Origin of the sequence: Halorientalis brevis, from assembly GCF_042678165.1 — an archaeon.
GTDB lineage: Archaea > Halobacteriota > Halobacteria > Halobacteriales > Haloarculaceae > Halorientalis > Halorientalis brevis.
On sequence record NZ_JBHUDJ010000003.1, the window covers coordinates 255,559 to 276,062 of the forward strand.

Annotated in this window: 18 protein-coding genes; 10 read left to right on the forward strand and 8 right to left on the reverse strand. The window is 65.1% G+C overall.

Features of this window, described 5'->3' with window-relative positions:
* The first annotated feature begins 92 nt into the window (after positions 1-92).
* A complete protein-coding gene (locus ACFR9U_RS08415; protein ID WP_247375522.1) occupies positions 93-1,889 on the forward strand; it encodes a S9 family peptidase in 1,797 nt (598 codons plus the stop codon).
* A 162-nt stretch (positions 1,890-2,051) separates the two neighbouring features.
* Entirely contained in the window at positions 2,052-2,531 is a 480-nt protein-coding gene (locus ACFR9U_RS08420) for a hypothetical protein (protein ID WP_247375520.1), read from the forward strand.
* On the opposite strand, the gene ACFR9U_RS08425 is transcribed toward ACFR9U_RS08420, so the two are convergent.
* On the reverse strand, positions 2,524-3,582 hold the full coding sequence (locus ACFR9U_RS08425; protein ID WP_247375518.1) for an NAD(P)-dependent glycerol-1-phosphate dehydrogenase: 1,059 nt from the start codon (positions 3,580-3,582) through the stop codon (positions 2,524-2,526). The two genes, ACFR9U_RS08420 and ACFR9U_RS08425, sit on opposite strands and share 8 nt — an antisense overlap.
* Before the next feature lie 69 nt (positions 3,583-3,651).
* Positions 3,652-4,638, reverse strand: coding sequence for an NAD-dependent epimerase/dehydratase family protein (locus tag ACFR9U_RS08430; protein WP_247375509.1), 987 nt, complete (start codon positions 4,636-4,638; stop codon positions 3,652-3,654).
* A gap of 89 nt (positions 4,639-4,727) precedes the next feature.
* Here ACFR9U_RS08430 and ACFR9U_RS08435 point away from each other — a divergent pair, with 89 nt between their 5' ends.
* From ACFR9U_RS08435 to fer, 3 genes are all read left to right on the forward strand, one after another.
* Positions 4,728-4,943, forward strand: coding sequence for a zinc ribbon domain-containing protein (locus ACFR9U_RS08435; RefSeq protein ID WP_247375508.1), 216 nt, complete (start codon positions 4,728-4,730; stop codon positions 4,941-4,943).
* Positions 4,944-4,946: 3 nt separating this feature from the next.
* On the forward strand, positions 4,947-5,147 hold the full coding sequence (locus ACFR9U_RS08440; RefSeq protein ID WP_247375506.1) for a hypothetical protein: 201 nt from the start codon (positions 4,947-4,949) through the stop codon (positions 5,145-5,147).
* 72 nt (positions 5,148-5,219) lie between these two features.
* Positions 5,220-5,873, forward strand: a complete 654-nt coding sequence (gene fer / locus ACFR9U_RS08445; protein WP_247375504.1) for a ferredoxin Fer — start codon at positions 5,220-5,222, stop codon at positions 5,871-5,873.
* Between the two features lie 200 nt (positions 5,874-6,073).
* Here fer and gltB read toward each other — a convergent pair whose 3' ends face one another.
* Entirely contained in the window at positions 6,074-10,624 is a 4,551-nt protein-coding gene (gene gltB / locus ACFR9U_RS08450) for a glutamate synthase large subunit (protein WP_247375496.1), read from the reverse strand.
* 234 nt (positions 10,625-10,858) lie between these two features.
* On the opposite strand from gltB, the gene ACFR9U_RS08455 reads away from it, so the two are divergent.
* Positions 10,859-11,374, forward strand: a complete 516-nt coding sequence (locus ACFR9U_RS08455; protein WP_247375494.1) for a DUF4330 domain-containing protein — start codon at positions 10,859-10,861, stop codon at positions 11,372-11,374.
* A 24-nt stretch (positions 11,375-11,398) separates the two neighbouring features.
* Here ACFR9U_RS08455 and proS read toward each other — a convergent pair whose 3' ends face one another.
* Complete coding sequence (proS, locus tag ACFR9U_RS08460) at positions 11,399-12,850, reverse strand: proline--tRNA ligase (RefSeq protein ID WP_247375492.1); 1,452 nt, start codon at positions 12,848-12,850, stop codon at positions 11,399-11,401.
* A gap of 156 nt (positions 12,851-13,006) precedes the next feature.
* Here proS and ACFR9U_RS08465 point away from each other — a divergent pair, with 156 nt between their 5' ends.
* Together ACFR9U_RS08465 and ACFR9U_RS08470 are read left to right on the forward strand one after the other, a co-directional pair.
* A complete protein-coding gene (locus tag ACFR9U_RS08465) occupies positions 13,007-13,408 on the forward strand; it encodes a DUF7344 domain-containing protein (RefSeq protein WP_247375490.1) in 402 nt (133 codons plus the stop codon).
* A 2-nt stretch (positions 13,409-13,410) separates the two neighbouring features.
* Entirely contained in the window at positions 13,411-14,127 is a 717-nt protein-coding gene (locus ACFR9U_RS08470; protein WP_247375488.1) for a DICT sensory domain-containing protein, read from the forward strand.
* A 297-nt stretch (positions 14,128-14,424) separates the two neighbouring features.
* Here ACFR9U_RS08470 and ACFR9U_RS08475 read toward each other — a convergent pair whose 3' ends face one another.
* Positions 14,425-14,910: a hypothetical protein gene (locus ACFR9U_RS08475; RefSeq protein WP_247375486.1), complete on the reverse strand. Its 486-nt coding sequence runs from the start codon at positions 14,908-14,910 to the stop codon at positions 14,425-14,427.
* Between the two features lie 231 nt (positions 14,911-15,141).
* Between ACFR9U_RS08475 and ACFR9U_RS08480 the strand changes: the two genes are divergently transcribed.
* Positions 15,142-17,067 (forward strand): beta-CASP ribonuclease aCPSF1, encoded by a 1,926-nt coding sequence (locus ACFR9U_RS08480; RefSeq protein ID WP_247375484.1) that lies wholly within the window; start codon positions 15,142-15,144, stop codon positions 17,065-17,067.
* 241 nt (positions 17,068-17,308) lie between these two features.
* On the opposite strand, the gene ACFR9U_RS08485 is transcribed toward ACFR9U_RS08480, so the two are convergent.
* Complete coding sequence (locus ACFR9U_RS08485; protein WP_247375476.1) at positions 17,309-17,803, reverse strand: GNAT family N-acetyltransferase; 495 nt, start codon at positions 17,801-17,803, stop codon at positions 17,309-17,311.
* 127 nt (positions 17,804-17,930) lie between these two features.
* Between ACFR9U_RS08485 and ACFR9U_RS08490 the strand changes: the two genes are divergently transcribed.
* Positions 17,931-18,959, forward strand: coding sequence for an aldo/keto reductase (locus ACFR9U_RS08490; RefSeq protein WP_247375474.1), 1,029 nt, complete (start codon positions 17,931-17,933; stop codon positions 18,957-18,959).
* Positions 18,960-18,961: 2 nt separating this feature from the next.
* Here ACFR9U_RS08490 and ACFR9U_RS08495 read toward each other — a convergent pair whose 3' ends face one another.
* Together ACFR9U_RS08495 and ACFR9U_RS08500 are read right to left on the reverse strand one after the other, a co-directional pair.
* Positions 18,962-19,765, reverse strand: a complete 804-nt coding sequence (locus ACFR9U_RS08495) for an endonuclease III domain-containing protein (RefSeq protein ID WP_247375473.1) — start codon at positions 19,763-19,765, stop codon at positions 18,962-18,964.
* 48 nt (positions 19,766-19,813) lie between these two features.
* Complete coding sequence (locus tag ACFR9U_RS08500; RefSeq protein ID WP_345893353.1) at positions 19,814-20,497, reverse strand: metallophosphoesterase family protein; 684 nt, start codon at positions 20,495-20,497, stop codon at positions 19,814-19,816.
* Positions 20,498-20,504 lie beyond the last annotated feature (7 nt).

The window sequence follows — 20,504 nt, forward strand, 5'->3', positions numbered from 1 at the left end:
TCCTTGCGAGTGAAAGCCGTCGGGGCCGAGCTTTCGTTCCGCCATCGCGGTGTGCGCACAACGCCTATGGTTCCGCCGGCCGTCCGCCCGCCATGCACGACTTAGAGCGCTACCTCAACATTCGGAGCGCCTACGGCGCATCCGTCGGCCCGGTGGGCACGCTCGCGTTCCTGATGGACACGACCGGCACGCCACAGATCTGGACGCTCGACGAACCGGGCGCCTGGCCCGAGCAACGGACCTTCGACGACGAACGCGTCACGTTCTGCTCGTGGTCGCCCGAGCGCCGAGAGCTCGCCTTTGGCATGGACGAGGGCGGCGACGAGTTCACACAACTGTTCCGACTCGACGCCGACGACGGAACCATCCACCCGCTGACCGACGTGCCCGACGCGATCCACTACTGGGGCGGCTGGTCCCACGACGGCGAGCAGTTTGCCTTCGCCGCCAACCGCCGCGACGAGTCCGTCTTCGACGTGTACGTGCAGGATCGCGACGAGTGCGGCGACGAGGCCGACCTGATCTACGAGGGTGACGGCTGGCTCGCGGTCGCCGGCTGGAGCCCTGACGACGATCGACTCATCGTTTCAGAACATCACTCCAGCTTCGACAAGGACCTCTACGTTCTCGACGTCAAGTCCGGCGAGCGCACGCACATTACGCCACACGACGGGGACGTCCGATACAACAGCCCCTCGTGGGGACCGGACGGCGATGCCGTCTACTGCTGTACCGATCGCGACACCGACACGCTCTATTTAGGTCGCATCGATCTGGACTCTCACGAGATCGAGACGGTCGAATCGGGGGACGAGTGGAACGTCGACGGCATCGCGCTGGACGACGAAACGGGTCGGTTCGCCTACTCCCGGAACGTCGACGGCTACACGGAACTGACGATCGGCGAACTCACTGGCCCGACCGAGTACGAGACCAGGCCGACACCGGACCTCCCCGACGGGACCGCCGGCGGCGTGAGCTTCGACCCCGACGCCGAGACGTTCGCGCTCTCGGCGTCCAGTCGGACCACGAACACCAACGTTCACGTGGTCGACTTCGAGACGGGCGAGACGACTCGGTGGACGCGCGCCTCGACCGCGGGGATTCCCCCGTCCTCGTTCCGCGGCCCGGAACTGGTCCACGTCGAGTCCTTCGACGGCCGCGAGATTCCCGCGTACTTCACCCTCCCGGCCGACGCACCCGCGGGAGAGACGCCGGTCATCGTCGACGTCCACGGCGGCCCGGAGAGTCAGCGGCGACCCTCCTTTTCGGGACTCACGCAGTACCTGCTCTCACGCGGCTACGCTGTCTTCGAGCCGAACGTCCGCGGGTCCACGGGCTACGGGAAGGCCTACACGCACCTCGACGACGTGCGACAGCGGATGGACTCCGTGAAAGACCTCAAAGCGGGCGTGGACTGGCTCCACGACCACCCCCGCGTCGACCCCGACCGCATCGTCGCCAAGGGTGGCTCCTACGGTGGCTTCATGGTGCTCGCCGCGCTCACGGAGTACCCCGATCTCTGGGCGGCCGGCGTCGACGTGGTCGGCATCGCCAACTTCGTCACCTTCCTGGAGAACACCGGTGCCTGGCGCCGCGAGCACCGCGAAGCGGAGTACGGCTCGCTCGAGGACGACCGTGAGTTCCTCGAATCGATCAGCCCGCTCACCCACGCCGACGAGATTGAGGCGCCGCTGTTCGTCCTTCACGGCGCCAACGACCCGCGCGTCCCGGTCGGCGAAGCGGAACAGATCGCCGAGGAGGTCGAGGCACAGGGCATTCCCGTCGAGAAACTGATCTTCGAGGACGAAGGCCACGGCATCTCCAAGCGCGAGAACCAGATCGACGCCTACACCGCCGTCGTGGACTTCCTCGACGAGCACGTCTGAATCGCGGCGCGGCTGTACTGTCGGCTTTTCCTCCCGAGTTTCGGTCGACTCACCGCTCGATACGACGTCCTCGCCGTCGTTCGTTCAACCAGGGGTTGTGTCCTCGGGCAGAGGACAAAAATGTCTCATCCCTTTTTATCTGGTCAGTTCCTGGGACGCAACATGGGTGTTGCTGGGCGGTCGCGAGACCACGTCGAGGCACTGCTAGGCGACCTCGAATCAGCGTACGAATCGTTTCCGGTGAATCAGACGACGGTCTCTGTCTCCGGAGAGTACTACGAGCAGGTCGTCGAGCAGGCTCAACAGGGGGTTGCCAGGGCAGACGTCCACGTCCACAACGACGACGGCGACGTGCTGCTGGTCGAAACCGGTGACGGGCTCGTCGCACCCGGTGAGATCATCAGTGCCGAGGACTCCCTCGAACAGCGGGCCAAACGCGCCGTTCGGCAGGCTGCGGGCGTCGAGTGCCGGATCGAGACCATCGAGGAGGCGACGATCGCTGGCGTCCACAGCAAGAGCGATCCGGACGCAGAGCCGGTGTATCGTCTCGTCGTGCTCCTGTCCGGCCGTCTCGTCTCCGGCACGCCAGGCCCCGAGGGCCAGTGGCAAGCAGACCCCCCGGAGAGCGAACTCGTTATATGACGCCGGTCGCCCGTGCGACCTCGCGCGCTGCCGGTTCGTTCACGCCGTCCCCCAGGATCGTGTAGCGGTCTCGGATCTCGTGCGCCGTCGTCAGCGCCTGGATGATCGTTTCGTCCTCGATACCCAGTTCTTCGGCCGTCGTCGGCGCACCGATACTGGCGAGCGCGTTCCGCACGGAGCGCCACTCACCCTTCGCACCGCTGTGGAGGTACTCGGTCATGATCGAGCCGACTCCGACCTGGTGACCGTGGAGCGCCGTCCCGGGGACGAGCCGGTCGAGCTGGTGTGAGAAGAGGTGCTCAGCGCCGCTGGCCGGCCGCGACGAGCCCGCGATCGACATCGCGACGCCCGACGACACCAGTGCCTTCACGACGATCCACGCCGATTCTTCCAGGTTCTTCTTGATCGAGTCGGAGTTCTCGACGAGCATCTCTGCGGTCATCCGCGACAGTGCGCCGGCGTACTCGGAGTACTCGACGTTTTTCAGTCGCTTCGCGAGTTCCCAGTCTTTGACCGCGGTGTAGTTGCTGATGATGTCGGCACAGCCGGCCGTCGTCAGTCGCCACGGTGCGTCGGCCAGAATCTCGGTGTCTGCGACGACTGCCAGCGGCGGCTCCGCGGCGACGCTGTGTCGAGTGTTGCCGTCAGGAACCGACCCGCGCCCGCTCACGATGCCGTCGTGACTCGCCGCCGTCGGGACCGACACGAACCCCAGACCCAGCTCGTCGGCCGCCATCTTCGTGATGTCGATGACCTTGCCGCCGCCGACGCCGACGAGAAAGCCGGCCTCTGCGGCGTCCGCTTCCCGGATGACGCGCTGGACGGCCTCGAAACTGGCCTCCTCGACCAGTACGGTTTCCGGATCGGTCCCTTCGGCGGCGAACCCCTCGACGACCCGAGTGCCGGCGACTTCCCGGGGCGTCGGACTCGTGACGACGAGCGGTCGCCCCGTGAGGTGCAACTCCGCGACCGCGTCGACGGTCTCGTCCAACACGCCGTGCCCCACCACCACGTTCCGGGGCAGGCGAATCCACGTCGACTTCTCGAACATAATCACCCCTCTCGTGCGATGGAGTAAGGGTTTATCCCTCCGCCGGTCGCCCGTGGTCGCCGCGGTCGCTTATCTGCTCGTCACCCGCTGGCGCAGCCTGTTGGCTGCCTGTCGGTCCGGCCCGTGATCGCTCCCGTCTCGCTCGCTCTCCCGGTACTCTGCGATCGTCGCTTCGAGCGCGTCGCGCAGTGGCGTCGACTCCCAGCCGAGGGCGGCGAGCTTCTCCGTCGCCAACAGATGCGGTTCGTCTCGATAGTAGGGGAACTCCCCGGGATCGACGTCCACTGCGTCGAGTTCGTATGGGCCGGCGTACACTCGTTCGATCTCAGTTCCGACCGCGGCGGCCACCTGTTCGACGAGTCGGCCGAGCGTCGTCGCTCGTCGATCAGCGACGTTGTACGCCTCGCCTGGGGCGCCACGTTCGGCGACGATCCGCAGCGCGCTGGCCACGTCCTCGACGTAGGCACGGTGCCAGATGTTCGTGCCGTCGCCGGGGACCAGCACGCGGTCGCAGTGCTCGACGCGGTCGATCCAGTAGTCCAGGTAGCCGCTGTAGTCGTGCGGGCCGTACACGTTCGACGGCCGGACGCTCATGGCCCTGACGCCCTCGTCGGCTGCGTCGAACACGGCCCGGTCCCCCGCCGCCTTCCGCGGCCCGTACGTCGCCGCCGAGGCGTTGCGCGCCTCCTCGGCTGCGCAGTCGTGGAGGGACGTCTCGCCTTCCCGCTTCGGTATCTCCTCCTCGGCGTAGGCCGCACCGCTGGAGACGTAGACGTAGGCGTCCGCGTCCGCGAACAGCCGCGTTGCCGTCCGCACCTCGCCCGGGTGGAACGCTGCGCAGTCGACGACCACGTCCGGGTCCGCGGCCTGTGCCGCGTCCGCCAACTCGCGCTCGTCAGTGCGGTCGCCGCGGAGGTGTGTAACGGCCTCGTCAGTGAACGGGACCTCGCTTTGCCCACGGCTGAACGCGGTGACCTCGTAGCCGTGCTCGCGGAGTTCTGCGACCGCGTGCCGGCCGACGAACCCGGTTCCCCCGATGACGAGCGCGTGCACCATGTGAGTGTCAACGACTCCCTGGGGGAAAAAGCTCGGCCGCCGCGTTTCGGGGGAAAACTGATAGGTCTCCTGGTACGACACACGGGTGTATGCCCCCTGAAACCCCTGCCGACAATGGCTGTCCCAAGTGCGGCCACACTGACGCGGAAGTCGACAAGATCGCCACCTCTGGTGGCGGGTTAAGTAAACTGTTCGACATTCAGAACCGCGGGTTCGAGACGGTCTCCTGTACCAACTGCGGCTACACCGAACTCTACAAGTCCGACGCCGGCACCAGCAACCTCCTCGACGTGTTCTTCGGGTGAGCCATGGCGGAGGGTGCCGTCTTGATCTTGGTACTACTGCTCGCGGTGGCCGGGCCGTTCGTGCTGTACGCGCTGATCCAGTCCGAAACCGACGACGTGCCGACGATGGACCGGACAGAAGCGGAGCGGACGGCACGACGTGATTCTGACGAGGGGCGGGACGGCGACGTTGGCTGGGACGACCGAAACGGCCGTCGTCGCTGAGCTAGCCACTCGCTGTCCCGCAGTTTGCCGGAGGGAGGAGGGACTTTATGCTTCAGCTACCTAGTGGCGAGCGTGGACTCCCCCTTCGACGTCCTCGGGCTCGATCCGGACGCAGACGAGTCGGAGATCGTGCGCGCCTATCGGGAACGGGTGAAGGAAGTCCATCCGGACCAGGGTGGCACCGTCAGTGAATTTCGGGCCGTTCAGACCGCCTACGAACGACTCCAGGACGGGTACGATCCGGACGACCCGAGCAGCGTGCACGAGGACTTCGACCAGCAGGCGGACGACCCTCCCCAGTACGACGAGCACTTCGTCGAGTATCTCAACTACGAGGTGCTCGACGACTTCGGGTGGGAGCTCACTGACGACGACCTGTTCGAGAAGGCAGCCCGCGCGGACCTCGACCGGGTCGACTACGGGGAGATCCTCGTCGAGCCCCACGAATCGATCCTGGAAGCCGCGGAGAAACACGGCTTCGCCTGGCCCTTTGCCTGCCGCGGCGGCGCCTGCTCGAACTGTGCGATCGCGCTCATCGACGGCGAGGTCCCGCCGCCGAACAGCCACGTCCTCCCACCGGAACTGATCGACAGCGGGATTCGGCTCTCCTGTATCACCACGCCGGTGACCAAGGACGCGCAGATCGTCTACAACGTCAAACACCTCCCGGGCGTCAACGAACTCCTCTTGCCGGCGAGTCGGTTCAAACAGGCGAAGTCCGACTGACTCCCATTCAAGAAACTAGCATCCGCCGAGCGCAGCGAGGCGGTTCACTCGACGCGAGCGTAGCGAGCGTCGAGCAGTTTTCCGCCCACGTTTTTACGAGCAGGGTTGTGGATCAACCCTGCGAAGCAGAAAGGTGGTTAGTCGTCGGCCTTCCAGGCCGAGACTGCGGTTTGGACACGCCGAGTGGCGTTCCTCACCCGTCAGTCATCGGCCTGGCCCTGCACCGCGTCGCTGGCCGTCGCGCTCGGGGTCGCCGAGGCCGGCGGGTTCTCTCGCACGTCGGCGTCTTCGCGCTCCTCGATGATCTCCGCGTAGGCGTCGGGCAGCACCTTCACGAAGTTGTCCAGTTCCTCGTCCCAGTTGTCGAGGACGTACTGGCCGCGGTCGCTGTCGGTGTAGGCGACGTGGTTCTCGACGAGACGACGCAGCATCTGGCGGTCCTTCTCGTCTAAGGTGTCGAACGTCGAGACCATGCCGCGATTGACCTTCTGCTCGAAGTCGCCCTCGCGGTCGAGGACGTAGGCGACGCCGCCGGACATCCCGGCCGCGAAGTTTTTGCCCGTGTCGCCCAGCACCGCGACGGCACCGCCGGTCATGTACTCACAGCCGTGGTCACCGACCGACTCGACGACGGCCTTCACGCCGGAGTTCCGGACGGCGAAGCGCTCGCCGGCCTGCCCGTTGACGTACAGTTCGCCCTGGGTCGCGCCGTAGAGGGCGACGTTTCCGATGAGCGTGTTCTCTTCGGGCTCGATGGGGGCTGCGTCGGGCGTGTTGACGACGAGCTTCCCGCCAGAGAGCCCCTTGCCGACGTAGTCGTTTGCCGTCCCGGTCAGCTCGAAGGTCGCGCCGTCCTGCAGGAAGGCGCCGAAGCTCTGGCCGGCCGTGCCGTCGAAGTCCACGCGGATCGTGTCGGCCGGGAGGCCGGGCGTGCCGTGTTCCTGGGAGATACGGTTCGAGAGCGTGGCTCCGACCGCGCGGTTGACGCTCTGGATGTCCATGTCCAGCGAGACCGGCTCGCCGCCGTCGATGGCGGCCTCGGCTTCCTCCAGAATCGCCCAGTCGAGCTGTTCGTCGACTTCGTGATCCTGTTCGCGGGTCTTGTAGCGGTCGTCGTCGCCCGCGGGGTCGACCAGGATCGAGGAGAGGTCGAGCTTCTTGGCCTTCGGGTGGGTGACGTCGTCGCGCTGTCTGAGCGCGTCGACCCGGCCGATCATCTCGTCGACGGTCCCGAAGCCGAGCTCGGCCATGATCTCCCGGAGTTCCTGAGCGATGAACGTCATGTAGTTGATGACGTGCTGCGGCTGGCCGGGGAAGCGACTGCGCAGATCCTCGTTCTGCGTAGCGACGCCGACCGGACAGGTGTTCTCGTGACACTGACGCGCCATCACGCAGCCGGACGTGACCATCGACGCCGTCCCGAACGCGAACGATTCCGCGCCGAGCAGTGCGCCGACCGCAACGTCGCGACCGGTTTTCATCCCGCCGTCGGTGGTCACGCGGATGCGGGAACGCAGGCCGGTCGCCCGGAGCATCTGGTTGGCCTCGGCGACGCCGAGTTCCCAGGGCAGGCCCGCGTTCTTGATCGAGGTCTTCGGCGACGCACCGGTTCCGCCGGAGTGGCCCGAGATGTGGACCACGTCGGCGTTGGCCTTCGCGACGCCCGCCGCGATGGTACCGATGCCGTCTTCGGCCACGAGCTTGACGTTGATGTCCGCGTCGGGATTCGCGGCTTTCAGGTCGTGGATCAACTGCTTCAAGTCCTCGATGGAGTAGATGTCGTGCAGCGGCGGCGGCGAGATCAGGCCCACGCCCGGCGTCGCGTACCGGACGTGTGCGATCATCTCGTTGACTTTCTTCCCGGGCAGGTGGCCACCTTCGCCGGGCTTCGAGCCCTGGGCCATCTTGATCTGGATCTCCTCGGCCGAGGTGAGGTAATCGGAGGTCACCCCGAAGCGACCGGAGGCGACTTGCTTGATCTTGCACTCTTTCTCGGTGCCGAACCGCTCTGGCGGTTCGCCGCCCTCTCCGGTGTTGGCCTTCGAGCCCAGACGGTTCATCGCGATGGCGTTGTTCTCGTGCATCTCCGGGGAGAGGCTCCCCAGACTCATCGCGGCCGTCTCGAACCGCTCGACGACGTCCTCGATGGGCTCGACGTCTTCGATCGGGATGGACTCGCGGTCCTCGTCGTCGAACTCGAGCAGCCCGCGGAGGGTGTGGAGTTCCTCGGACTGGTCGTTGAGCATCTCGGCGAACTCCTGGTACTTCTCGTAGTCGCCGGTCCGAACTGCCTGCTGGAGCGTCCCGACCGTCTCGGGGTTCCACTCGTGTTTGATGCCGTCGGAGCGGTGTTCGTACTCGCCCTGGCGCTCCATCTCCGGGTCCTCGTCGCTGAACGCCACCGAGTAGCGTTTGCGGAGGTCGGCCTCGATGTCCTCGATGCCGATCCCCTCGGTGCGGCAGGTCGTCCCCTCGAAGTACTCCGCGATGAAATCCGAAGAGAGGCCGACCGCCTCGAAGATCTGGGCGCCCTGGTAGCTCTCGACGGTGGAGATGCCCATCTTGGCCATCGTCTTCAGGAGGCCGTCCTCGACGGCGCCGATGTAGGCCTCGATGGCCGTATCGAGGTTCGCGCCGTCCGGACCGGCCACGAGGTCCTCGATGGTCTGGTAGGCCAGGTACGGGTTGACCGCGCCTGCACCGTACCCGATGAGCGTCGCGAAGTGGTGGACCGCACGCGGGTCGCCCGATTCGAGGACGAGCCCGACGTGGTTGCGAAGGCCGTTGCGGACGAGGTGGTGGTGAACGCCGCCGACGGCGAGCAGGCTCGGGATCGGGATCGCGTCTTCGCCAGCGCCGCGGTCCGAGAGGACGAGAATGTCGTGTTCGGTCGCGGCCTGGTCGGCTTTCTGACGTACTTCCTCGACGGCTTCCCGGAGGTCGTCGTCGGGGTCGTACGTGATGTCGATGACCTTCGTGGACATCCCGTTCTCGTCGATCCCTTTGATCGCCTCCGTCTCCTCGTCGGTGAGGATCGGCGATTCGAGAACGAGCTGTCGCGCGTGCGCCTGACTCTCGTCGAGGAGGTTGCGCTGGAAGCCAAGCCGCGACTCCAGGGAGGTGACCAGTTCCTCGCGGATGTAGTCCAGCGGCGGGTTCGTGACCTGTGCGAACAGCTGCTTGAAGTAGGAAAACAGCGGGCGGTTGAACTGCGAGAGCACCGACAGCGGCGTGTCGTCGCCCATCGAGCCGATCGGGTCTTTCCCTTTCTCGGCCATCGGCTGGATGAGGTGGTCGACCTCGTCGTAGGTGTATCCGTACAGCGCCTGCTGGGAGCGGAGCTCCTCGATCTCGCTCCGCGGTTCGGGGTCGTGCTCGGCGATGTCTTCGAGGCTGACCTGCTCGTGAGCGACCCACTCGGCGTACTTCTCGTCGGTCAGTTGCTGGAAGACCTCGTCGTCGGGGATGACGCGGCCCTCGTTGGGGTCCGCCAGGAACAGCTGGCCGGGCTGGAGCCGACCGCGCTCTTCGAGGTCCGCGGGATCGTGGTCCAGCGCGCCGGCCTCGCTCGACATCACGAGCCGACCGTTCTGGAGGATGTCGTAGCGGCAGGGACGCAGGCCGTTGCGGTCCAGCACTGCACCGACGCGTTCGCCGTCGGTCGCGGCGACGAGCGCGGGGCCGTCCCACGGTTCGACGAGCGAGGCGTGGTAGTCGTACCAGTCCCGTCGTTCCTCGGAGATCATGTTCGCCTCGCCGCGCCAGGCCTCGGGAATGAGCATCCGGAGCGCGTGCGGGAGGTCACGGCCCGTCTCCAGCAGGAGTTCCAGTCCGTTGTCGACGCTGGCAGTGTCGGACTGCTCGGGATCGTCGATGATCGGTTTGACCTTCTCGATGTCGTCGCCGTACTGCTCGGACGCGAGGTCGGTCTCGCGTGCGCGCATCCAGTTGATATTGCCCTGGATCGTGTTGAACTCCCCGTTGTGGATGATGTTCCGGTAGGGGTGTGCGAGATGCCACGCGCCGAGCGTGTTCGTCGAGAACCGCGCGTGAACCATCGCGAACGTGGAAGCCATCCGCTCGTCGGTGAGCTCCGGGTAGTACTCCGGCAGTTGCTCGGCCAGCAGGAGCCCCTTGTAGACGACCGTGTCCTGATCGAGCGAGACGACGTAGAACCGCTCCGACCCGGCGGGCTGTTCGTCCTCCACCGTGTTCTCGACGACGCGCCGGCCGACGTAGAGGCGCTTGTCGAACTCCTCGTCGTCGACTTCGTCGGTCGGCCGCACGAACGCCTGTTCGACGCGTGGTTCGGATTCGACCGCAGTCGCACCCAGGCTCTCGTTGTTCGTCGGGACGGTCCGCCAGTGGAACACGTCGAGCCCTTCGGCTTCGAGTTCCGTCTCGACGAGATCTTTGAGGCCTTCGGCGGCTTCGTCGTCGTCCTTCGGGAGGAAGAATGAGCCGACAGCGTAGTCGCCCTGAGATGGGAGATCGACGGCGAGTTCCGACGAGAAGAATTCGTGGGGCATCTGGAAGAGAATCCCGGCACCGTCACCGGTGTTCGATTCGGCTCCAGTCGTCCCGCGATGTTCGAGGTTTTCTAGCAGTTCGAGTCCGTCTGCGACGATATCGTGGTTCGAACCCCCGTCGAGGTCCATTACGACGCCGACGCCGCAGTTCGACCGTTCGTCAGTCGGATCTGCGAGCCCGGCGACGCTCGCAGACTCATCAGTAGTCCGTTGCCCAACCATGTCTTGCTCCAACAACCGGATCAATAAGAGGTTGACCCTGAAGGGCTAAGGGTCTGTTAAACTCAAATAAGGGGATATAATCGTCTGCTGTAGTATACTGATATACAATCACAAACAACTGGGTAGAATGCGGAGTCGCGACGTCTGGTATTTGGCCGAGAGCTGGTTCGGTCAGCGAGAGAAAGGGGATACGCTCATTATCCACGGCTGAACAGGTACTGCACACGCTGGACAATGGTTGATCTCATCGACGAGAACGGACGGCTGTTCGGGCTCGTGAATATTATCGACTTGCTCGTGGTGTTGCTCGTCGTCGCGATGGTAGCCGCCGGCTTTGCGCTCGTTTCTGGCTCCAGTCCTGATTCGGATGCTGAAGACGCCCAACCCACGACCACTGTCGTCTTCGAATCACAGTCAGTCGAACCCTACGTCGCCGCGGCAATTCAGAACGGGTCGGTCGGTGGGCCGGAAGTTATGGCCGTCCGGTCGAAGACAGTCGAACCTGCAACGGTCGTTGTTCCGGATCAGAACGGTCAGCTACACGTTCGGCAGCATCCGCGACTGAAAGACGTCACTCTCACGCTCGAACTCAACACGACGCGAAAGTCGACTGACATGCTTTTCAGTGACGTTATTCACTCCGGGAGTGGCCCTACCGTTCGGAAACGCCCACTCCGAATCGGACAACAGCTCCGACTCGACGTCGGGAACGTCACGCTCACGGGTAACGTGACGAGTATCGGCGGCTAACGGGACTCGAAAACGCAGCGGCAGTCAGTACGACTTCGCGAAGTACGCCGTTTCCTCGGCGTCCGCACCGCAGATGGCGCACTCGTCACCGATCGGTTCGGCGTCACGGTCGAGTGGGACCATGACGATCTCGGCGGCCATCGCGTCCTTGATCGGCTCCTCGCACGCTTCGTCGCCGCACCACGGCGCTTTCACGTAGCCTTTGTGCTGGCCCAGCGTGCCCAGGATCTCTTCGCGACTCTCCGCCTCGCGGACGTTCTCCTCTAGATTCTCCTCGGCGCGTGCCTTGAGCTTCGCGAAGATCGCGTCGAGGTGGTCGTCGACCGTCTCGACCAGTCCCTCTCGGTCGACGGTCTCGGACTCGCCGTCGGGCCGGTGGTTGAGCGTGACCTCCTCGTCTTCGACCTCGTTGGGGCCGACTTCGACGCGGAGCGGGACGCCCTTGAGTTCCCACTCGTTGAACTTGAAGCCGGGGTTGCGCTCGTCGCGATCGTCCAGTTTGACCCGGTAGCGGTCGCCGAGTTCGGCTTCCAGGTCCTGGGCGTATTCGAGCACGTCGTCTTTGGTGTCTTCCTGCCAGATGGGGACGATCACGACCTGCGTGGGGGCCATCGCAGGCGGGACCACGAGTCCCTGGTCGTCCGAGTGAGTCATGATGAGCGCACCGAGTGCGCGCCAGGAGAGTCCCCAGGAGGTCGTGTGTGCGGTCTGTTCTTCTTCGTCTTCGTCGACGTAGGTGACGTCGTACGCCTCGGCGAAGGACGTACCGAGGTAGTGAGAGGTGCCGCCCTGGACGGATTTGCCGTCGGGCATCAGCGCCTCGACGGTCGTCGTGGTGTGAGCACCGGGGAACTTGTCGTGTGCGGGTTTGCGACCTTTCAGGACCGGAATCGCGAGCACGTCCTCGTAAAGCCGTTCGTACTGACTGAGGCGGGTCATCGTCTCGTCCCAGGCGCCGTCCTCGTCCTCGTGGGCTGTGTGGCCTTCCTGCCAGAGGAACTCCTTGGTGCGGAAGAACGGCTTGGTCTCGGTGGCCTCCCAGCGGACGACCGAGCACCACTGGTTCACGCGGTGGGGCAGGTCACGATGGCTGCGCGTCCACTGCGCGAGGAAGGGCGTGATGATGCTCTCGCTCGTGGGCCGAACGGCCAGGGGCTCTTCGAGTTCGTCGTAGCCGCCTTTGGTGACCCACGCGACCTCGGGGTCGAACCCCTCGACGATGTCTTTCTCCTTTTCGAGGTAGCTCTCGGGGATGAAAACCGGGAAATACGCGTTCGTGACGCCGGTGTCTTTGAACCAGGAGTCGAGGTGCGACTGCAGGTTCTCCCAGAGCGCGTACCCTCTGGGTCTCGTGACGATGAATCCCCCCATCGGCGCGTAATCGGCCAACTCTGCCTTCTGGATCACTTCGGCGTACCACTCGCCCGTCGCGTACTCCTTGCTCTCGGTGATCCCGAGTTCCTGCTGTTCGCTCATATCGAGGTTGTCCGGGACGGGAGTATTAAAGCCGCCGTGTCGTCGGTCGCGACCCCGCGACCGCCTCCGTCTCGCTCGCCAGTACCGGGCGCCTGGGCGACGTACCTGTAAGAAAACGGCAACAATACCTAAATCGGCTCCTGTGGGAATGCCAGTATGGAGCAGGCCGGGCCACAGGGAGTCGCACAACTGGACGCGCTCTTCGAGACCATCGCTACTCGGGAGCGCCGACGGCTGCTCTACTATCTCCGGGAACACGGCTCGGCCACGAAAGACGAACTCGTCGACGTCCTGACGGGATGGGCTGCGACCGACCGGGCGGAACAGGTCACGACCCGTGCTGACTGGACCAGGACGAAAACTCGCCTTCACCACGTCCATCTCCCCAAGCTTCAGGACAACGCCCTGGTCGAATACGACCCCCAGACTGACGTCGTTCGGCTGACCGACCTGCAGCCGTGGGCCGAACGCTGCCTCGACGCGGCGCTCGAGAGCGAGCAGGCTCTGGCCTCTCCTCGTGGACAGCCCGCGAAATTTATCGCCGATGACACCGAGTGATCGTGTCCCTTCGAGAACACATCGCCGAGATGGGGGCGGCACGCCGGACTGTAACCGTCTATAGCGACGATCCTCATCCGGAACTGGCCGACCGACTCGCGGACTGGAACGTGGAACTCCGCTTCGACCGGCTTCCGGAGGGGACCCAGGAGGGGTTCGTCACTATCCGCCAGGGCGGCGAGTTCATGGGAGGTATCGACGTGGGCGTACTCGCCGGTTTCTTCGAGCCGTCACTCACGCTTCCGGGCGAGGCCCGTGACGACCCTGCGTTGGCGACGTTCCTCGACTCCCTCGACGAGACGCTGTTCCACGGGACCGATCGCCGGCAACTCCTCGCGGCCAGCAGGGAGTTCGAAGATCGCGCCTGGCGCGTCGGGACGGGCCGGCTGACGGCCGGATTCCAGCGTCCGGCAGCACTCGAAGCCCAGCGGTCGGTGTACGAGCGACTCGCCGACCGCGGCCTCGACGTCCACGTGTACTTCGACGGCGACTGGAACACACCAACGATCCCCGGCGTCAGGATGCACGCGGTCCGCAACGACGAAATCGGTCAGTTCTGGTTCGTCGCCTTCGACGGCGGCAACGGGGCCGGGCGGTCGTCACAGGCGTGTGCGCTTCTCGCCGAAGAGACCGTATCAAGTAGCTACAGCGGGTTCTGGACGTACGATCCGTCCCGCGTCGAATCGCTGCTTGCGTATCTCGAAACGACGTATCAATAGGGGTCGCCGCCGGTGTCGAGATACCGTCGTACACGCTTTGTAATAAACGACCCTCTATATCCGGCAGAGGGTTCTCCCCAGAAGCCCCGCTCATTACAGATAGCCCGGTGGCTATGGGGGCCATCGGGGGTTAGACGATGCGTGGATGGCGAATCCACGCTGTTCCGTGGTGAGTCTGGGGGGACTCACCGTACCGGACTCCGGGGGTGGGGTCCAGTGGGGTGGCACTGCACGCGCCACCTTCGTTTTGCTGACGGTTTTCGAGTCTGGCAGCCACTGTCTCACCAGTACAACTGACTAGCGGCTGCTTCGGAACGGACTGTCGCGTTCAGTCCACTCCCACCCCGGGAGCCGCGTCTGGAAGCCGGCCGCCAGGGCTGCGTCGAGGTCGTCAGCACCGGCGGCATCGCCCGGGCCGCCGTGAGTCAGGACGTCGGCGTAGTGGAAGGTCGCCTCCCCGAGCAGGCGGAGCGGTTGCGTGCCGGCGATCATCCCCGCCAGTTCTCTGCCGAGCAGTTCGTCCACGACGAACCCGGGGTAGTCCCCCGACACGTCGAGATCGCGGAGCAGCGCGACGAGTGCGGCGACGTTGACCGCGAGGTCACCGTCCGCGAAGACGGCGTCGACGGCGTCGTGGTACTGCTCTGTGGTTATCTCGTCGACGTCAGTGCCGAAGTGCGCCCCGAGTTCGGCACGCGTCCTGTTGACGAGGGCGACGATCGTCGGAGCCCGCTCGCGGACCCACTGGTGCTCATCGGCGACGGTCGCGGCTGAGACGTTCATACTGACCGCTCGTGGCGAAATACCTACTGTTTTGCGAAGGCTTTTATAATGGTGAGGCAATAGGAGCCACTACAGGCCGGTTTTCCGGATTCATCAGTTAGTGTCCGGACCGTGACTTCACGGTGTAGCAATCGGCACCATCGGAATCATCGGAACCATCATGACGCTTACAGGAGACAGCCTGCGTTCCGCCGCCCGAACGCAGGTGCGTTTTTTCACCATTGTTGAGCTATGAGCAAGGTAGAAACTCAATTAGAGGATTTGAAGGCAGAGATCGTTAACGAAGTCCCGAACGACATTTCCATTTCGGACGTCCAGTACGAGGGACCAGAACTCGTCGTGTACACGCGCGACCCCAAGAAGTTCGCCAAGAACGGCGACCTCATTCGGAAGTTGGCGAGCCAACTTCGCAAGCGGATCACGGTCCGCCCCGACCCGGACGTGCTCTCGGTGCCGGACCGCGCCCGCGAGACGATCATGGACGTGATCCCGGAGGAAGCCGGCGTGACTGATCTGGATTTCCACGCCGACACCGGCGAGGTCGTCATCGAGGCCCAGAAACCGGGGATGGTCATCGGCCGACACGGGTCGACGCTGCGTGAGATCACCCAGCAGGTGGGGTGGACGCCCGAGGTCGTCAGGACGCCGCCGATCGAGTCGTCGACGGTCTCGAACGTTCGGAACTTCCTGAAGCAAGAGCGCGACGACCGTCGGGACATTCTCGAACGCATCGGTCGGCAGATCCACCGCGAGGAGATGTCCGACGACGAGTGGGTGCGCATCACCACGCTGGGCTGTTGTCGCGAGGTCGGCCGCGCCTCGTTTATCATCTCGACGCCGGAGACGCGCGTACTCATCGACTGTGGGGACAAACCGGGGGCTGAAGGTGAAGTGCCGTATCTCCAGGTTCCCGAAGCGCTTGGGTCGGGTGCGCAATCGCTCGACGCCGTCGTACTCACGCACGCCCACCTCGACCACTCGGCGCTGATCCCGCTGCTGTTCAAGTACGGCTACGACGGCCCGATTTACTGCACGGAGCCGACGCGCGACCTGATGGGGCTGCTCACGCTGGACTACCTCGACGTCGCGGCGAAGGAAGGCCGCGCGCCACCGTACGAGTCCGAGATGGTTCGCGAGGCCATCAAACACTGCATCCCGCTGGAGTACGGCGACGTGACGGACATCTCGCCGGACATCAAACTCACGCTGCACAACGCGGGCCACATTCTCGGCTCGTCCATCGCGCACTTCCACGTCGGCGACGGACTGTACAACGTCGCGTTCTCGGGCGACATTCACTACACGGACACGCGCCTGTTCAACGGCGCGGTCAACGAGTTCCCGCGCGTGGAGACGCTGGTCCTCGAATCGACCTACGGCGGTCGTAACGACTACCAGACCGACCAGGAAGACTCCGAACGGAACCTCATCGAGGTCATCAACGAGACCCACGACAAGGGCGGGAAGGTGCTCATCCCCGCGTTCGCGGTCGGTCGCTCCCAGGAGATCATGCTCGTCCTGGAGGAGGCCATGCGGGAAGGCAAGATCCCCTCCATGCCCGTCCACCTCGACGGCATGATCTGGGAGGCCACGGCCATCCACACCACCTACCCCGAGTACCTGCGCGACGACCTCCGGGACCGCATCTTCCACGACGACGAGAACCCGTTCCTCGCCGACGAGTTCAACCACATCGACGGCGGCGAAGAGGAACGCCAGCAGGTCGCCGACGAAGGCCCGGCGATCATCCTCTCGACCTCGGGGATGGTCACCGGCGGTCCCATCATGTCCTGGCTCGAACACGTCGGGCCGGACCCCGAGACCACGATGGTGTTCGTCGGCTACCAGGCGCAGGGAACGCTCGGCCGCCGCATTCAGAACGGCTGGGACGAGATCCCGATGGGCAACGGCAACGGCCGCGGCCGCGGCGACACGCTGACGCTGAAGTGTGACGTCGAGACCGTCGACGGGTTCTCCGGCCACGCCGACCGGCAGGGACTGGAGAACTTCGTGAAGACGATGAACCCGCGCCCGGAGAAAGTGCTCTGTGTCCACGGCGACGAGAAGTCCACGCAGGACCTGTCTTCGGCGCTGTACCACGAGTTCAACATGCGGACGTTCGCGCCGAAGAACCTGGAGACCTTCAGGTTCCTCTAAGCCCTCGGCGGGCCTGGCGACCCGCCTCGCCCTTAGTATTCCGCCAGGTACCGCATTGCGCGCACGCCAGCGGTAACTGGCGAGCGCGCTTGCGTCTGCACCGCGGCGGTCGCCATGACGCGCGACCGCGACGGTGCAGCACTGCTGCTTGCTGGTTTGCCTGCCTTTCCCCGAGTCGTGCGGCCCGCGCTGTCGCGCGGGCACGCACTCCTGGCCACCGCTCTAGGTGACTGCGCAGCACTCAGGTCATGGGCTTGAGGACGAACGTGCTCTCTCGATAGGCGTTCCCGCCGATGGTCGTCTCGCTCTCGCCGGTTTTCTCGAAGCCCAGCGACTGGTAGAACGCTTCCCCGAGGTCGTTGTCCGCGAGCACCATTGCGTAGAGCTGGTCGACGCCGTGGTCGGTCAGGTCCGTGTGAACTCGCTCGAAGAGCTGTCGTCCGAGGCCCTGCTTTCGATGGTCTGGGTGGACGTACAGGCGCAGGATGTGTCCCTCGTCCTCGTTGCTCAGGATACCGTGGACGAACCCCACGACTCCCTCGTCCTCGTCGGCGACGAACAGCCGCGTTCGAGAGTCCCTGACTGCCTCGCGGAGGTTGTCTGTGTCGTACCACTCCTTGACCCCCTCTTCGACGGTCTCCCGGCTCAGGATGTCCGGGTAGTCTGTCTCCCAGGACGCCTGCGCCACGTCGTGAATCCCGTCCACGTCGCTCTCGGACGCCTCCCGTATCGTCATACGTGTCCATTCCACAGTCGGTGAGTTAGCCACTTTGTCGGAGATGCTGACGTGTCTGTCGTGATACGATGCTGCGATCCTGACGGGCCAGCGAGAATCTTATCCCGGTTCGCCCGGAGAGCCAGATATGGAGTACGTCAGGCTCGGCTCGACCGGGACGAAGGTGTCGCAACTCTGTTTCGGGACGTGGCGATTCGGCCGCGAGACCGGTGGCGTCGTCGAGACCGGGAAGGACGAAGCCCACGACCTGCTTGACGCGGCGTGGGACCGGGGCATCAACTTCATCGACACGGCGAACGTCTACGGGACGCCCAACGGCCTGAGCGAGGAGTACATCGGCGACTGGCTGGCCCACCACGACCGCTCGGATTTCGTCCTCGCCTCGAAGGTGTACTTCCCCTTCGACGGCCGGGGCGAGCCGGGCCCGAACGACAGCGGGCTCGGCCGCAAGCACATCCGCCGCCAGATCGAGGGAACGCTCGACCGACTCGGAACGGACTACCTCGACCTCTACTACATCCACCGCTGGGACGAGGACGCGCCCATCGAAGAGACACTGCGCACGCTCACCGACCTCGTCCGCGAGGGCAAGATCCACTACCTCGGCGCCTCGACGATGGCGGCCTGGCAACTGACGAAAGCGCTCTGGAAAGCCGACGTGAACGGGTTGGAGCGGTTCGAGGTGACCCAGCCGCTGTTCCACGCCGCCTATCGCGACGACGTGAAAGACTACCTCGACGTGTGTGCCGACCAGGACCTGGCAGTGTGTCCGTACTCCCCGCTGGCCGGCGGCTTCCTCACCGGGAAGTACGAGCGCGTCGCGGACGATCCGTACACGGTGAAAGCCCCCGACGACTCCCGCGCGTCGCTGTCGGACCGGTTCGACGACTTCTACGTCTCCGCGCGGGGCTGGCACGTCCTCGACGCGATCCGAGCGGTCGCCGACGAACGCGACGCGACGCCGGCACAGGTCGCGCTCCGCTGGCTCATCGAACACGACGAGTTCACTTGCGTGCCCATCGTCGGTGCCCGGACCGTCGATCAACTCGACGAGAACGTCGGCGCGGTCGACGTCGAACTCAGCGACGACCAGTTCGATCGGATTCTGGACGCCCGATACGACGACGAAGGGCGTCGGTGGGGCCACCGCGACTGACGTCAGGTCTCTGCGGGGTCGACGACTTCACCCGATTCGGGGTCGACGCCCACCCGGTCACACTGGGCTGCCAGCGGACAGGCCTCGGGGTCGTCCAGACAGGCCGGCTTTCGCGCAGTGCAGTACTCGCGACCGAACTGGATCATCGCGGTGTGACCGAAGCCACACTTCTCGGCTGGTACGTCCCGTTCGATGTGCTCTCTGACCTCCTCGTGGTCGGCGTCGGCGGGCGCCAGTCCCATCCGGCGAGCGATCCGGTGGACGTGGGTGTCGACGGGGAAGACGCCGCCGCGGCCGCCGGCGAACAGCAGCACGCAGTCGGCCGTCTTCGGCCCGACGCCCTTCATGTCGAGCAGCGCGTCGCGGACGTCGGCGGGGTCGGCGGTCCTGACGAACTCGTCGAAGCCGTCCTCTCCGCCGTACTCCTCGCAGATACGGCCGGCGAGGCGGATGATCGTCTCTGACTTCTGATTATAGAGTCCGGCGCTGCTGATGGTTTCGGCCAGTCGCTGCTGGTCCGCGTTCGCCAGGGTTTCGGCCAGGTCCCCACGGTCTGCGTATCGGTCCATCAGCGCGTCGTGGGCGGGCTGGCTGGCCCTGTCGCTCGTGTTCTGACTGAGTATCGTCCGGACGAGACACTCGAACCCGTCGCGTCCGCCGTAGGTCTTCTGCCAGTACAGCTCTCCCAGCCGGTCGACGACGGCTTCAGCTCTGGTGGCCGCGTCGCCGGGCTCGAAGGCGGCGGTGAAGCCGCCGCCGTCTCGGCCGCCGCTGATGTTCATCTCCGGTTCGGGGTCCTCGGGCATGCTGGCAGTCGGTACGAACCGAACGACAAAACACTCCGCGACTTCGTTTCAGACGTCCAGGATCTTGTCGTCGCTGCGGTCCCGGTAGGTCTCCTCGGCCGGGACGCTGACGAACTCGTCTGACCGGTAGTCGTAGGCCGTGAGGTCGCCGCCGTAGACGCAGCCGGTGTCGAGGCCGATGGCCCACTCGCGGACGACCGGGTCTTCGAGGACGGTGTGGCCGAAAAACACGCGCGGCGGTCCCTGGTAGGAATCGAACCAGTAGGGGCCGTCGTAGCTGTTCCCGACGGGGACGCCACGCATCTCCTGGAAGTCGACGATGTCGTGGTCGGCGAGCGCCCACTCCGGGTGGACGCCGCCGTGGACGATCATCGCGTCGTCCCAGGAGATGACGACCGGCAGCTCTTCGAGGCCGTCCTCGAACGCGGCGAACGGACCAGTGTCGATCCGGTCGTTGATGACCTTCGCCTCGTTGTTGCCACGGACGCTCAGCGCGTTCGGCCGCGACTGGACGAACTCGACGACCGCCTCGCTGTCCGGCCCCTTCCGGATGAGGTCACCGACGAACAGGACAACGTCGTCGCCCGAGGGGTCGACCCGGTCCCACAGCGTCCGCAGTTCGTCGATACAGCCGTGGACGTCCCCCACGACGTAGATGTCGTCGTACTGTGCTGCGTCGAATCGCAGGTGTCGGTCCGCCACCTCGTCTGCGAAGTCCGTGTCGGTAAGCATCAGATCT